Source organism: Janthinobacterium sp. KBS0711 (genome assembly GCF_000988085.1).
In the GTDB taxonomy this organism is placed as follows: domain Bacteria; phylum Pseudomonadota; class Gammaproteobacteria; order Burkholderiales; family Burkholderiaceae_D; genus Janthinobacterium; species Janthinobacterium lividum_E.
Window position 1 is genome coordinate 864,186 of sequence record NZ_LBCO01000035.1, and the last position, 12,668, is coordinate 876,853.

Here is a 12,668-nt window from a genome sequence, read left to right on the forward strand (position 1 = left end):
TAGCATGAGCGAGAGTACCTTTGGCCAGCTGCCGGCCGTGACCATCCGCGCCGCCGATGGCGCGCAAGCGACCGTCACCCTGTACGGCGGCCACCTGGTCTCGTGGCAGACCAGCGATGGCCAGGAGCGCCTGTTCTGCAGCCGCGATTCCGCCCTCGACGGCAGCCGCGCCATCCGTGGCGGCGTACCCGTGATCTTTCCCCAGTTCGGCGCGCGCGGCACGGGCATGCGCCATGGCTTTGCGCGCGTGGCGACGTGGCAGCTGGAATCGAGCGGCGAGGCCGATGGCGCCGCATGGGCGCAATTTGTCCTGACCCAGGCTGACTTGCCGGAAGCAATCGCCGCCTCCTGGGCCTGGGCTTTCACCTTGCGCCTGCGCGTGGCCGTCAAGGCGCAGGCGCTGGAACTGAACCTGTCCGTGCACAACACGGGCGAGCAGGCGTTTCCATTCTCGGCCGCCCTGCACAGTTATTTTGCGATTGATCAATTGAGCGAAGCGCGCGTTGGCGGCTTGCAGCGCGTGCGCTACTCGGACGAGACGCCGCAAGACGCCTTGCAGGCGGAAGAAGTGCTGCAGTTCGCGGACAAGCTGGACCGCATCTACTACCAGCTGCCCGGTCCCTTGACCCTGCAATCTGGCAGCCATACCCTGCGCCTGGAGCAGCAGGGCTTTACGGACGCCGTCGTGTGGAACCCGGGCGCGCAAGACGCGGCAGCCCTGCCCGACCTGGCCGACGACGAGCAGCCGCGCTTCATCTGCATCGAGCCGGCCCTGATCCAGCCCGATACCCTGGCCGCCGGCGCCGAATGGACGGGCCGCCAGCGCCTTGAGTTTATTTAATTCGATTCCTTGATGATGCGGCCATTTCCCGGCTGAATCGGGCGCGCATTCAAGGGATACAGGCGGCTGAACAGCGCCATCTGCGCCGGCGACGCCTGCACCGGCTGCTTCATCACCATCCACAGCACGCCTTCGCTGCAAGGCGGCTCCGTCATCGACCCCATATACGTGTAGTAATCGCGCCGCGCCGGCAGCATCTCGGCCGGGTCGAGCAGGATGGTCGGCTGCATGGTCTCGAATTTTTCCAGCGGCAGGTTGTTCCACACGGTCTGGATGGTCGCTTGCGGCGCGCCCCGCTCCAGCAGCAGCGCCAGCACGGCTTGCCGTCCTTCCGCGTCGCGGTGCACCAGGTGCACGACCATCTCGAACGCCTTGCCATTGATGCGCTCTTCGGACGGGCGGTGGAAATGGAATTGCTGCAGCTCGAACATGCGGTTCTGCACCGTGATGTAATTGCCGCCGCTCACGCCCACCTGCACCGTGTGGCCATTGTCGACCACGTTGAATGACGACGGGTGATAGTCAAAGCTGATCTGTTCAAGTTCCACCTTCATGCCGTCGCGGATATCGATCGGCGACTGGCGGCTGCCATTGCCGCACTTGGCCCAGTCGACATTGATCTTGCTCCAGTTGGCCGGGCCGCTGTCTCCCTCGTACGACCAGTGCGTGCCGCGCGCCACGGGCGGTGGTGGCGGCGGCGCGGCCTTCACCACGGCGGCGCGCTTGGCGCGGGCGGCGGCGCGGGCCGCCTGGGTGGCGCGCATTTCCGCCAGGCGCGCCGCGATGCGTTCGGACAGGTCGACTTCGGCCGCTTCTTCCTTTTCGCGCGCCGTGGGCGCGACGACCACAGGCGCCTTGGCCTCCTTGCCCTTCACCGATTCGGTCAGGGTTTTCATGGCGGCCGCGCGCGCCGACGCCGACATGGGCGCGGATGCGGTGGCGCTCGCCGGGGTGGGGGCATCTTTGGCGCTTGCCATGGCCGTCATCACGGCAAGGCTGCAAGCTAACAGGGCGCTCAAATGTCGCATGGAAATCCAGAAAGTAAGAATACCCTCTGGTTTACGGCTGGAAAGCAACAAAACTTGAATCAGGGCAGGAGCAAAACAGAAGTACCGAAGAGAAAACGGGATCCAGGGCCAGCTGCGGACGGCGCCGCAGCATGCTTGCCCTGGATCTTTGCAGCAATTACGCTGATTTGCCGACCATGCGCTTGTAGAGTTTCCACATGCCGCCCAGTACCACCGGCACGACAGCGGCGCCGACACCGATCAGCACGATCAAGGTCAGGTGGTCGCGAATCCATGGGATATTGCCGAAGAAGTAACCCGCCGTCACCAGACCGACCACCCACAACAGGGCGCCCGTGATGTTGTACATCTGGAAGCGCGCATGCGTCATGTCGGAAATGCCGGCCACGAACGGGGCGAAGGTGCGCACCACCGGCACGAAACGGGCCAGGATGATGGTCTTGCCGCCGTGCTTTTCAAAGAATTCATGCGTGCGGCGCATGGCATCCTTGTTGATCCAGCGGTAATCGTGGGTAAACACCCTCTGCCCGATGGCCTCGCCTATCCAGTAATTGAGCGTGTTGCCCGTGACGGCCGCCGTGACGAGCAGGAAGATCAGCAAGCCCAGGTGCATCTGTCCCGTCGCGCAAAACGCGCCGGCGATAAACAGCAAGGTATCTCCAGGGAAGAAAAACAGCACCACGAGGCCTGTCTCGCAAAAAATAATGGCAAACAGCACCGCATACACGAGGGTGCCGTACTGCTCGATCAAGATACCCAACGTCTTGTCGACATGCACGATCATGTCGAGGAATTGCACAAAATCCATATATTTTTCCCTAAAGGTAGCGGCGGAATCATACACCACCCGGCCCGCGCAACGGCAGTCCCCGGGCCGATATTTCTGGATTAATTCTGCGGCGCCCTTGCGCGTGTGGCAATTTAAGTAAAGGTTAAGGAAAAGCCATATCGGCAGGCAACTGTCAGGATCGCCATCTGCAATGTTTTTCCAACGAAATATTGCCATTCCGGTATACACTTTCCGCACGGCGCAACCCGCGTCGACCAGGAGAAAACATGTATCGACACCCACTGAGCGGCCTGACCATGGCCACCGTACTGGGCCTTGCACAGCTGGCTGCCCACGCGGCACCCGTCCAGATCAAGGCGCCCGCCGAACTGCCCGCCAAGGCAACCTTGGCCGACGTGATCAAGGCCTCGAAGCCGTCCGACTGGCGTCCGCTGGACCCGGACAACACTCTGTACCTCGACATTCCCGCCGGCCGCGTGGTGATCGAACTGGCGCCCGACTTCGCGCCGAAACACGTGGCCAACATCAAGGCCCTGGTGGCGGAACAGTATTACGACGGCCTGGCCATCACGCGCGCGCAGGACAACTGGGTGGCGCAGTGGGGCGATCCGAACGAGAAAAATCCCAAGCCGATCCAGCATGCCCAGCGCACCCTGCCCGGCGAATTCACGGTACCGCTGAAAAACATCAAGAGCTTCACTCGCCTGCCGGACGTCGATGGCTATGCGCCGCAAGTAGGCCATTCAAACGGCTTCCCGTCCGCGCGCGACCCTAAAACGGGCACGGCCTGGCTCACGCATTGCTATGCCACCGTCGGCGTGGGCCGCGACAGCGCCAGCGACAGCGGCGGCGGCACGGAGCTGTACGCCGTCATCGGCCAGTCGCCGCGCCACCTGGACCGCGACATCACCGTCGTCGGCAGGGTCGTCTCCGGCATGCCATTGCTGTCCACCCTGCCACGGGGTACGGCGCCCATGGGCTTTTATGACAGCCCCGAGAAAAACGTGCCGATCAAGGCCATCCGCCTGGCCGCCAGCGTGCCACCCGAGCAGCGCAGCAACCTGGAAGTGATGCGCACCGACAGCGCCGCTTACCAGGCCGTGCTAGAAGCCCAGCGCCACCGCGGCGGCCCGTGGAGCAAGGTCACGGCAGGCCATATCGACCTGTGCAATGCGCCGATACCGGTGCGGGAGGTGGGGAAGTAGGCCAACTTTTAGCCCAAGAGCAAGGGCTGGGGTCAGACCCGACGGGTCTGACCCCGGTATAATTACCGCATGAACGCTCCCATTACGCCCCACCGCCCGATCCAGGCCCTGCCTGACCAGTTGATTTCGCAAATCGCCGCCGGCGAGGTGGTCGAGCGGCCGTCCGCCGTCGTCAAGGAGCTGCTGGAAAACGCGCTCGACTCGGGCGCCACGCAGATCACGGTGCGGCTGGAAGAAGGGGGCGTGAAACGCATCGCGATCACCGACAACGGGCGCGGCATCGACAAGGATCAGCTGCCGCTGGCCCTGGCGCGCCACGCCACGTCAAAAATCGCTTCCCTGCACGACCTGGAAAACGTGGGCACCCTGGGCTTTCGTGGCGAGGCGCTGGCCTCGATCGCCTCGGTGGCCGCCGTCACCGTGACCTCGCGCACGATGGATGCGGCCCATGCGTGGGAAATCGTCGGCTCGCACAATGGCAGCGTCTCGCCATCGTCGGGCGCGCACGGCACCACGGTCGACGTGCAAGACCTGTATTTCAACACGCCCGCGCGGCGCAAATTCCTCAAATCGGAGCAGACGGAATACGGCCACTGCGCCGAAGTCGTGCGCCGCATCGCGCTGGCGCGGCCGGACGTGTCGTTCTCGCTGTCGCACAACGGCCGTACCATCGACCAGTGGAATATCAGCGAACTGGCCAAGCGCAGCGCCCACATCCTGGGCAATGACTTCGCCGAAGCGCGCCTGGCGCTGGACGAGTCGGCCGGCAGCCTGCGCATACACGGCTTTGCCGGCTTGCCGACGGCGTCCAAGGCGCGCGCCGATGGCCAGTTCTTTTATGTCAACGGACGCTTCGTGCGCGACAAGCTGCTCGTGCACGCCGTGCGCATGGCCTACCAGGACGTGCTGCACGGCGACCGTTTTCCGTCGTACGTGCTGGCGCTCGACCTCGACCCGGCCCTGGTCGACGTCAACGTGCACCCGTCGAAGATCGAAGTGCGCTTCCGCGACAGCCGTTCCGTGCACCAGTTCGTCTTCCACGCCGTGCAGCGCGCACTGGCGCAGACGTCGGCCACGGCCTTCGGCAGCGTACCGGCACCTTTGCCGGCCGCTTCCACCCTGGGCGGCGATACCGCTGGCGCAGGTTTGGGTGGCCCCGGCATCTGGCGCCGCGAGCAGACGCAGACCTCGTTCGGCACGCAGTTTACAAATACCTTTGCCCCCGCCTCGCCCGGCGCGAACCTCCCCTTCTTTGCCGACGCGCCAGGCGTGGCCCAGGACACGGCGGCCTACGGCGCCCTGTTCAGCGGCGGCACAGGTGTCGCCAACTCGCCGATCACGCAGGTGGAACCGTACATCGCCTCGCCCGAAGCGATGGCGCGCGAAGAGTATCCGCTGGGCTTTGCCCTGGCCCAGCTGCATGGCATCTACATCCTGGCGCAAAATACCAAGGGCCTGGTGCTGGTCGACATGCATGCGGCGCACGAGCGCATCCTGTACGAGCAGCTGAAAAACGCGCTGCAGGCGCAAGTGTCGGGCCAGGACATGCAGGTGCAATCCTTGCTGATCCCCGTCACTTTCTATGCGGACGCCATCGAAGTGTCGACGGCGAATGAAAACCAGGACACATTGAAAGCGCTGGGCTTCGACATCGCCGCCCTGTCGCCCACCACCCTGGCCGTGCGCAGCGTGCCGACCTTGCTGAAGAACGCGGACGCGCAAACCCTGGCGCGCGACGTGCTGCGCGACGTGCGCGAATACGGCGGCTCGCGCGTGCTGATCGAGCGCCAGAACGAATTGCTGGGCACCCTGGCCTGCCACACGGCCGTGCGCGCCAACCGGATTTTATCGGTACAGGAAATGAACGCCCTGCTGCGCCAGATGGAAAGCACGGAACGCGCCGACCAGTGCAACCATGGCCGGCCCACGTGGGTGCAGGTCGAGATCAATGCGCTCGATAAACTGTTCCTGCGCGGCCAGTAGACAATAGAGACAGTAGGTCGGATTAGCGCAGCGTAATCCGACACTGCAGCGGCGGCATCACGTCGGATTACGCTTGCGCTAATCCGACCTACGCATCACTTTACACGAGTCAACATGCAAAACATCTCCTCCCTCCCCCTGGCCGTCGCCATCATGGGCCCCACGGCCAGCGGCAAGACGGCCAGTGCGCTGGCCATCGCGCAAGCGATTCCGTCCGAGATCATCTCCGTCGATTCCGCCCTCGTCTACCGCGGCATGGACATCGGCACGGCCAAGCCGTCGAAGGAAGAACTGGCCCAGGTACCGCATCATCTGATCGACATCATCGACCCGCTGGACGCCTATTCCGTGGCGCAGTTCCGCAACGATACCCTGCGCCTGGTGAGCGAAATTTCCGCACGTGGCAAGCTGCCGCTGCTCGTCGGCGGCACCATGTTGTACTTCAAGGGCCTGGCCGATGGCCTCGACGACTTGCCCGGCGCCGATCCCGTGCTGCGCGCCCAGCTGGAAGAAGACGCGGCCGCCATCGGCTGGCCCGCCATGCATACGCGCCTGGCGCAGCAAGACCCTGTCACGGCCGCGCGCCTGGCGCCGCAGGACGCGCAGCGCATCGGCCGCGCGCTGGAAATCATCGCCCTGTCCGGCCAGCCCATGTCGGCCCTGCTGGACCGCCGCGAAAAGACCGTGCTGCCGTTCCGGTTGCAATCGTTCGCGCTGGAGCCGTCGGACCGCGCCGTGCTGCACGCGCGCATCGCCGCGCGTTTCGACCTGATGCTGAAAGACGACGTCTTGCTCGATGAAGTGGATGGGTTGCGCCGGCGCGGCGACCTGCACCCGGGCCTGCCCTCGATGCGCTGCGTGGGCTACCGCCAGGCCTGGGACTACCTCGATGGCCGCATCGACCGCGCCGCCCTGCGCGAGACGGGCATCATCGCCACGCGCCAGCTGGCCAAACGACAGCTAACCTGGCTGCGGGCGATGCCGGAACGCATCGTCATCGATTGCCTGGGCGCCGATCCAGCCTCGTCCATGCTGGCGCAGATCCAGCCGTTGCTGAAATAATCATGAACGCTGTAACACACAAAAAATCCACAGATTTTTCATGGCCAGCATTGACAAGGAAATGGGAAGACTGGATAATGCTCGGCTGTTGGGTGATATAGCTCAGTTGGTTAGAGCACAGCATTCATAATGCTGGGGTCGGTGGTTCAAGTCCACCTATCACCACCAAAGAACATCGATCAGGTTTCCCCTGGTCAAAACGAGCATCCGGTCTGACCGGTCTGTTTGGTGATATAGCTCAGTTGGTTAGAGCACAGCATTCATAATGCTGGGGTCGGTGGTTCAAGTCCACCTATCACCACCAAGAATTTGCAGCATTGATGAACCCGCCCCTGCCCCGTGCAGCGGCGGGTTTTTTCATTTTCGCCATCAGCGCGCATGCGGCCTGCGCGCAACACTGTCCCCGCCCCATGCAATCGGGGATTGTGGCAAGCCGCCTCTGCCGCTTACAATGAGAATAATTCTCATTTATATTATTCATCACCCATGTCCGCCATCCAGCCCAGCCTGCAACAGCAAGTGCACACGCTTTATAGCGAGCATCACGGCTGGCTGGTCGGCTGGCTGCGCAAGAAACTCAGCTGCCCGCATGGCGCGGCCGACGTGGCGCAAGACACCTTTTTACGCATCATCGCCTCGCGCGACGCCCTGTTCGGCATGCGCGAGCCGCGCGCCTATCTGTCGACGACGGCGAAACGCTTGCTGCTCGACCGCGCGCGCCGGCAAGTACTCGAACGCAGCTACCTGGCGGAACTGGCCCTGCTGGCCGACAGCCTGCCCGGCGCACCCTCGCCGGAGGAGATCCTGATGGCCGTGCAGGCGCTCGGGCAGATCGCCACGGCGCTGGACGGCTTGCCCGCCAAGGCGCGCGACGCCTTTTTGCTGCACTACCTGGAAGAACAACCGCAGGCCGCCGTCGCCGCGCAGCTGAACGTCTCTACGCGCATGGTGCAAAAATACTTGGTGCAAGCCTTGCTGGCCTGCCGCCACGCCTGCCCGGCCATGGCGGCATGAGCGGCACGCGCACCGATATCGCCGCCGAGCAGGCCGCCCGCTGGATCGTGCAGCTGAGCGCGGACGACCTGGCCGAACGCGACATGGCGCGAGCCGGCTTCGCTGCGTGGAAGGCGGCCGATCCGCTGCACGCGACAGTGGCCGCCGACATGGAAAACCTGCTGCGTCAATTGAATGCCGTGCGCGAGCCGGCCGGCGGCGACCATCGCCCCGCACGCGCCGCCCTGGCCGCCATCGCGCCCAAGCGCCAGCGTCTGCGCCAGCTGGCCGCCGCCAGCGCCGTGGCCGTGCTGGTGCTGACCGGCGCGCTGGTCCTCGGCGAGCGCCCCGCCTACCTGCTGGCCGACCTGCGCAGCCCCACGGGACAATGGCAGGCGCACACCCTGGCCGACGGCAGCCGCCTGACCCTGGCCGGCGGCAGCGCCGTCAACGTACATTTCAATGCGGGCGAGCGGCATGTGGAACTGGTGCGTGGCGACATTCTCGTCGACGTGGCCAAGGACGCGCAGCGCCCCTTTATCGTCGACAGCAAGCAGGCGGCGATCCGTGCGCTGGGTACGCGCTTTGCCGTGCGCAGGGAAGACGGCGCCACCATCCTCAGCATGCTCGAATCGACAGTATCGGCGCAGGTGCCGCAACATCCTGCCGTCGTGGTGCAGGCTGGCCAGCGCGCGCGCATCACGCGCGATGGCGTCGGGCCACTGACAAGCATCGATGCGGCCAGCGTGCAGGAAGCGTGGCGTGCGCACCAGCTGGTGGTCGACGACTTGCCGCTGGCCGACGTGCTCGACGAGCTGGCGCGCCACCGCCCCGGCCAGCTGCATTACGACCGGATGCAGATCGCCGGCATCCGCGTGGCGGCCGTGCTGCCGCTGGACGACACGGACAAGGCGCTGCAGCTGTTGATCGACAATTTCCCCCAGCTGCGCATCCGCATGCTGACGCGCTACCTGGTGATGGTGGACGCCCCCGCCAAAAAGTAAATATTTTTTGCATTCACGGTTCCACTTTGCGCATCTCGTGCGTCAAGGCAGCTGAGATCAATCAAAAAAGGCTGTCACCATGTACGCTCAAGTCGTTGCCCTTTCATCCACGCACACCCTGCGCACGCGCTTGCGCCCACTGGCCCTGGCCGCCCTGCTACTGGCCAGCGCCGGCCTGCACGCCCAGGCAGTCGCCCAGACCGTGCCGGCTGCCGCCAGCTACGCCATCCCCGCCGGTCCGCTGGCCGGCGCCCTGAACCGCTATGCGCAGCAGGCGGGCGTGTCCATCGTCATCGATTCGGCCAAGGTGCAGGGACTGCAGACGGCCGGCCTGCAGGGCAGCTATGCCATCGACGACGGCTTTGCAGTGCTGCTGCGCGGCAGCGGCTACGCCATCGGCAAGACGGCCACCGGCTACGTGCTGGTGGCCGCGCCGGCATCCGCCCCCACGGCAGCGGCAAGCGCCGCCTCGGCGGCCGAGCGCACCATGCCCTCGATTACCATCGTCGGCCAGGCCGAGCAAGGCGCCACTACGGAAGGCAGCGGCTCCTACACGGCGCGCAAGATCACCCTCGGCAAGGGAGAACAGTCGATGAAGGACATGCCGCAATCGGTCAGCGTGCTGACGCGCCAGCGCCTGGACGACCAGGGCATCACGGACTTGCGCGAAGCCGTCAACAACGTCACCGGCGTGGTCGGCGTGCATGGCGTGGGCCCGGGCGTGGTGATCACTTCGCGCGGCTTCCAGATCGACCAGTGGCAGTACGACGGCGTGCCGATCGACCGCAACACCTATGCACTGGGGAACTGGGGCCAGGAAAACATGGTCATCTACGACCGCCTGGAAGTGCTGCGCGGGGCATCGAGCCTGCTCGAAGGCACGGGCAGCCCGGGCGGCTCCGTCAACCTGGTGCGCAAGCGCCCGCTGGCCACGCGCCAGGTCGCGCTCACGGGCCGCGCCGGTTCGTGGGACCACTACGGCGCGCAGCTCGACGTCAGCACGCCGCTGAATGCGGAAGGCAGCCTGCGCGGACGCGCCATCGTCGATGAAGACGACAGCCATTCTTTCATCGACCAGGTCTGGAACAAGAACCGCACCGTGTATGCGGCGCTCGACTACGACCTCGGCCCCGCCACCACCGTGGGCCTGGCCGTGAGCAACGTCAACGGGCGCGGCCGCCCGATGTTCATCGGCCTGGCGCGCTACGCCGACGGCAGCGAGCTGGGATTGCCCCGCTCGACCTATACGGGCGCCGACTGGAACCGCAGCAAGGTGGAACAGACCACCGTCAACCTGGACCTCGAGCACCACTTCAACAGCCGGTGGACCTTCAAGACGGCCGCGCTGGGCGTCAATGAACGCACCAATTCGACCCACCAGCGCATGGCCGGCACCATCAAGGCCGATGGCAGCGGTTCCATGTACGGCGACTTCTCCACCGATTTCAAGAACCAGAAGCGCGGCATCGACGCCTTCGTGCGCGGCAAATTCGATAGCCTGGGCATCGCGCAGGAAGTCGTCATGGGCGCCAGCTATGTGAAGTTCCATTCCGACGACCGCTATGCGCGCGCCTGGACGCAGGGCGCGCAGATCTTCAATATCGACCACCACCGCCCATGGCAGGACTTCGACACCATCGCCGCGCGCGGCGTGAGCTCCAGCAGCACCTACGACATGCGCCAGAAAGGCCTGTACGGCACCTGGAACGGCCAGCTGACCAGTCACCTGAAAGCCTTGCTGGGCGGGCGTTTCAGCTGGTATGACTTCGAGTATGCCCCCCAGGGTGGCACGGCGGACACCACCCGTGTCACGGCCAAGTTCACGCCATCGGTGGCCCTGATGTATGCGCTGACGCCGCAATGGTCCACCTACGCCAGCTATGCGGGCGTGTTCCAGCCGCAGACGAACCGCAACGCGGCGGGCCAGGTCCTGAAACCGATCACGGGCGACAGCTATGAAGCCGGTATCAAGGGCGAACTGCTGGACGGCAAAGTCAATACCTCGCTGGCCGTCTTCCGCTACGAGCACAAGGACCGCGCCGTCAACGATTACGCCGCCGGTTTCGCCTGCGACGGCTGGTACTGCTCGCGCGCCTCGGGCAAGGTGCGCAGCCAGGGCCTGGAAGCGGAAGTGTCGGGCGAAGTGGCACGCGGCCTGCAGCTCTCGGCCGGCTATGCCTACACGACGACGACCTACCTCGACGACCCGGACAACAAGGGCGAGGTCTTCTCGACATGGACCCCGAAGCACATGTTGCGCCTGTGGTCCGGCTATACCCTGCCCGGCGAGTGGAGCAAGTTCAGCGTCGGCGCCGGCGTGAACATGCAAAGCCACACGCTGGACTTCGGTCGCTCGTTCGACGTGGCCGGCTTCTCGCTGTGGAACGCGCGCCTGGCCTGGCAAGCCACGCCGCAGCTGTCGCTCGCCGTCAACGTCAACAACCTGTTCGACAAGCGCTACGTGATCCCGTCGTATAACGACACGGGCGGCAATAACCACTTCGGCGACCCGCGCAACGTGCAGCTGACCCTGAAGTACACGCCGAAGTGGTAGATGGATAGGAGGGCTGAGGGCCGGCGCGAGGGCCGTGGCGCGACATTCAGTTCGCGCCGCGGCCGGGATTTTCGGCTAAGATGATGGCGCGGCGTTGCGCCGCACCGCATCGTGCATCGGCCTCTCATTCATCTACACCGTCAATGGAACAAAAAGACAAGTCTTGGGTCACTTCGGTGGACGTCGCCAAACGGGCCGGCGTCTCGCGCTCCGCCGTCTCGCGCACGTTCACGCCCGGCGCCAGCGTGGCGCCCGAAACGCGGGCCCGCGTGATGGAAGCGGCGCAGTCGCTGGGCTACCAGGTCAACATCCTGGCGCGCAGCATGAACCAGGGACAAAGCAACCTGGTGGGCGTCGTCATCACGGGCTTCACGGACCCGTTCCGCGTGGCCCTGCTGGGCGAAGTCACGCGCAGCCTGAGCGAACATGCGCTGGTGCCGCTGCTGATGAATGCGGAAGATCCAGAGCGACTCAGCGAATTGCTGCGCATCCTCCTCAGCTACAAGATTTCCGGCGTCATCATGACGTCCGGCTCGCCGCCGTCCGCCGTGGCGACGGAATACCTGCAGCGGCAGGTGCCGGTGGCCATGATCAACCGCGCGCGCGACCTGAAAGGCGTGGACGTGGTCAACAGCGACAACCGCAACGGCGGCGAACTGGCGGCCAGCACCCTGCTCGACAGCGGCGCCAGACGGCTGGCCTTCGTCAACACGCGCGCCAGCAGTTTCAGCGGCATCGCGCGCGGCAAGGCCTTCCTCGAGCACCTGGCGCCGGCGGTGGCAAAGAAACGCTGCACGGCTGGCGAATACCTGGCAGATGCCATCGGCTACCAGGCAGGCCAGGAAGCGGCCGACGCCCTGCTCGCCTCGGGCAAGCTGCCCGACGGCGTCTTTTGCGCCACCGACCTGATCGCCTGCGGCTTCATCGACGCGGCGCGCAGCAAGTATGGCATCGACGTGCCCGCGCAATTGCAGGTGATCGGCTTCGACGACATTCCCATGGCCGCACTGGACGCCTACCAGCTGACCACCATCCGCCAGGATGCGGGCGAACTGGCGCGCCGCGCCGTCAAGAGCCTGGTCGAACGCATGGAAAAATTTGCCATGCCGGGCCGCCTGAAGGAAGTTCCCGTCACCCTGGTTCGGCGCGGCACCACGCGCTAAACGATGCAATACGGCAGGTGGCGCAACGCCATCTGCCTGCCCGCC

10 protein-coding genes and 2 tRNA genes are annotated in these 12,668 nt (G+C 65.0%); 10 read left to right on the forward strand and 2 right to left on the reverse strand.

The features are described from left to right. Positions 1–4 precede the first annotated feature (4 nt). Positions 5–841 (forward strand): D-hexose-6-phosphate mutarotase, encoded by an 837-nt coding sequence (locus tag VM94_RS27020; RefSeq protein WP_046686182.1) that lies wholly within the window; start codon positions 5–7, stop codon positions 839–841. Here VM94_RS27020 and VM94_RS27025 read toward each other — a convergent pair. Together VM94_RS27025 and VM94_RS27030 are read right to left on the reverse strand one after the other, a co-directional pair. Beyond that, complete coding sequence (locus VM94_RS27025; RefSeq protein ID WP_046686183.1) at positions 838–1,869, reverse strand: carbonic anhydrase; 1,032 nt, start codon at positions 1,867–1,869, stop codon at positions 838–840. The genes VM94_RS27020 and VM94_RS27025 overlap by 4 nt on opposite strands. 157 nt (positions 1,870–2,026) lie before the next feature. Beyond that, complete coding sequence (locus VM94_RS27030) at positions 2,027–2,677, reverse strand: VTT domain-containing protein (RefSeq protein ID WP_046686184.1); 651 nt, start codon at positions 2,675–2,677, stop codon at positions 2,027–2,029. A gap of 248 nt (positions 2,678–2,925) precedes the next feature. On the opposite strand from VM94_RS27030, the gene VM94_RS27035 reads away from it, so the two are divergent. The 9 genes from VM94_RS27035 (at position 2,926) to VM94_RS27075 (ending at position 12,623) form a co-directional block, all read left to right on the forward strand. Then, on the forward strand, positions 2,926–3,864 hold the full coding sequence (locus tag VM94_RS27035) for a peptidylprolyl isomerase (protein WP_046686185.1): 939 nt from the start codon (positions 2,926–2,928) through the stop codon (positions 3,862–3,864). Between the two features lie 69 nt (positions 3,865–3,933). Beyond that, entirely contained in the window at positions 3,934–5,847 is a 1,914-nt protein-coding gene (gene mutL / locus VM94_RS27040) for a DNA mismatch repair endonuclease MutL (RefSeq protein WP_046686186.1), read from the forward strand. 114 nt (positions 5,848–5,961) lie between these two features. Next, positions 5,962–6,909 carry a tRNA (adenosine(37)-N6)-dimethylallyltransferase MiaA gene (gene miaA / locus VM94_RS27045; RefSeq protein WP_046686187.1) on the forward strand — a complete coding sequence of 316 codons (948 nt, stop codon included), beginning with the start codon at positions 5,962–5,964 and terminating at the stop codon, positions 6,907–6,909. A 91-nt stretch (positions 6,910–7,000) separates the two neighbouring features. Then, positions 7,001–7,077: transfer RNA gene (locus tag VM94_RS27050), tRNA-Met, on the forward strand. A 59-nt stretch (positions 7,078–7,136) separates the two neighbouring features. Further along, positions 7,137–7,213 (forward strand) — tRNA-Met (locus VM94_RS27055). 182 nt (positions 7,214–7,395) lie between these two features. Beyond that, positions 7,396–7,923, forward strand: a complete 528-nt coding sequence (locus VM94_RS27060; RefSeq protein ID WP_046686188.1) for a sigma-70 family RNA polymerase sigma factor — start codon at positions 7,396–7,398, stop codon at positions 7,921–7,923. After that, a complete protein-coding gene (locus VM94_RS27065) occupies positions 7,920–8,906 on the forward strand; it encodes a FecR family protein (protein WP_046686189.1) in 987 nt (328 codons plus the stop codon). The genes VM94_RS27060 and VM94_RS27065 overlap by 4 nt, the downstream gene beginning before the upstream one ends. 79 nt (positions 8,907–8,985) lie before the next feature. Beyond that, complete coding sequence (locus VM94_RS27070) at positions 8,986–11,460, forward strand: TonB-dependent siderophore receptor (RefSeq protein ID WP_046686190.1); 2,475 nt, start codon at positions 8,986–8,988, stop codon at positions 11,458–11,460. A gap of 143 nt (positions 11,461–11,603) precedes the next feature. After that, positions 11,604–12,623, forward strand: a complete 1,020-nt coding sequence (locus VM94_RS27075) for a LacI family DNA-binding transcriptional regulator (RefSeq protein ID WP_046686191.1) — start codon at positions 11,604–11,606, stop codon at positions 12,621–12,623. Positions 12,624–12,668 lie beyond the last annotated feature (45 nt).

Coding starts and splice junctions, on each gene's coding strand:
- VM94_RS27020 (WP_046686182.1), top strand. CDS start 5: ATGAGCGAGAGTACCTTTGGCCAGCTGCCGGCCGTGACCATCCGCGCC.
- VM94_RS27025 (WP_046686183.1), bottom strand. CDS start 1,869: ATGCGACATTTGAGCGCCCTGTTAGCTTGCAGCCTTGCCGTGATGACG.
- VM94_RS27030 (WP_046686184.1), bottom strand. CDS start 2,677: ATGGATTTTGTGCAATTCCTCGACATGATCGTGCATGTCGACAAGACG.
- VM94_RS27035 (WP_046686185.1), top strand. CDS start 2,926: ATGTATCGACACCCACTGAGCGGCCTGACCATGGCCACCGTACTGGGC.
- mutL (WP_046686186.1), top strand. CDS start 3,934: ATGAACGCTCCCATTACGCCCCACCGCCCGATCCAGGCCCTGCCTGAC.
- miaA (WP_046686187.1), top strand. CDS start 5,962: ATGCAAAACATCTCCTCCCTCCCCCTGGCCGTCGCCATCATGGGCCCC.
- VM94_RS27060 (WP_046686188.1), top strand. CDS start 7,396: ATGTCCGCCATCCAGCCCAGCCTGCAACAGCAAGTGCACACGCTTTAT.
- VM94_RS27065 (WP_046686189.1), top strand. CDS start 7,920: ATGAGCGGCACGCGCACCGATATCGCCGCCGAGCAGGCCGCCCGCTGG.
- VM94_RS27070 (WP_046686190.1), top strand. CDS start 8,986: ATGTACGCTCAAGTCGTTGCCCTTTCATCCACGCACACCCTGCGCACG.
- VM94_RS27075 (WP_046686191.1), top strand. CDS start 11,604: ATGGAACAAAAAGACAAGTCTTGGGTCACTTCGGTGGACGTCGCCAAA.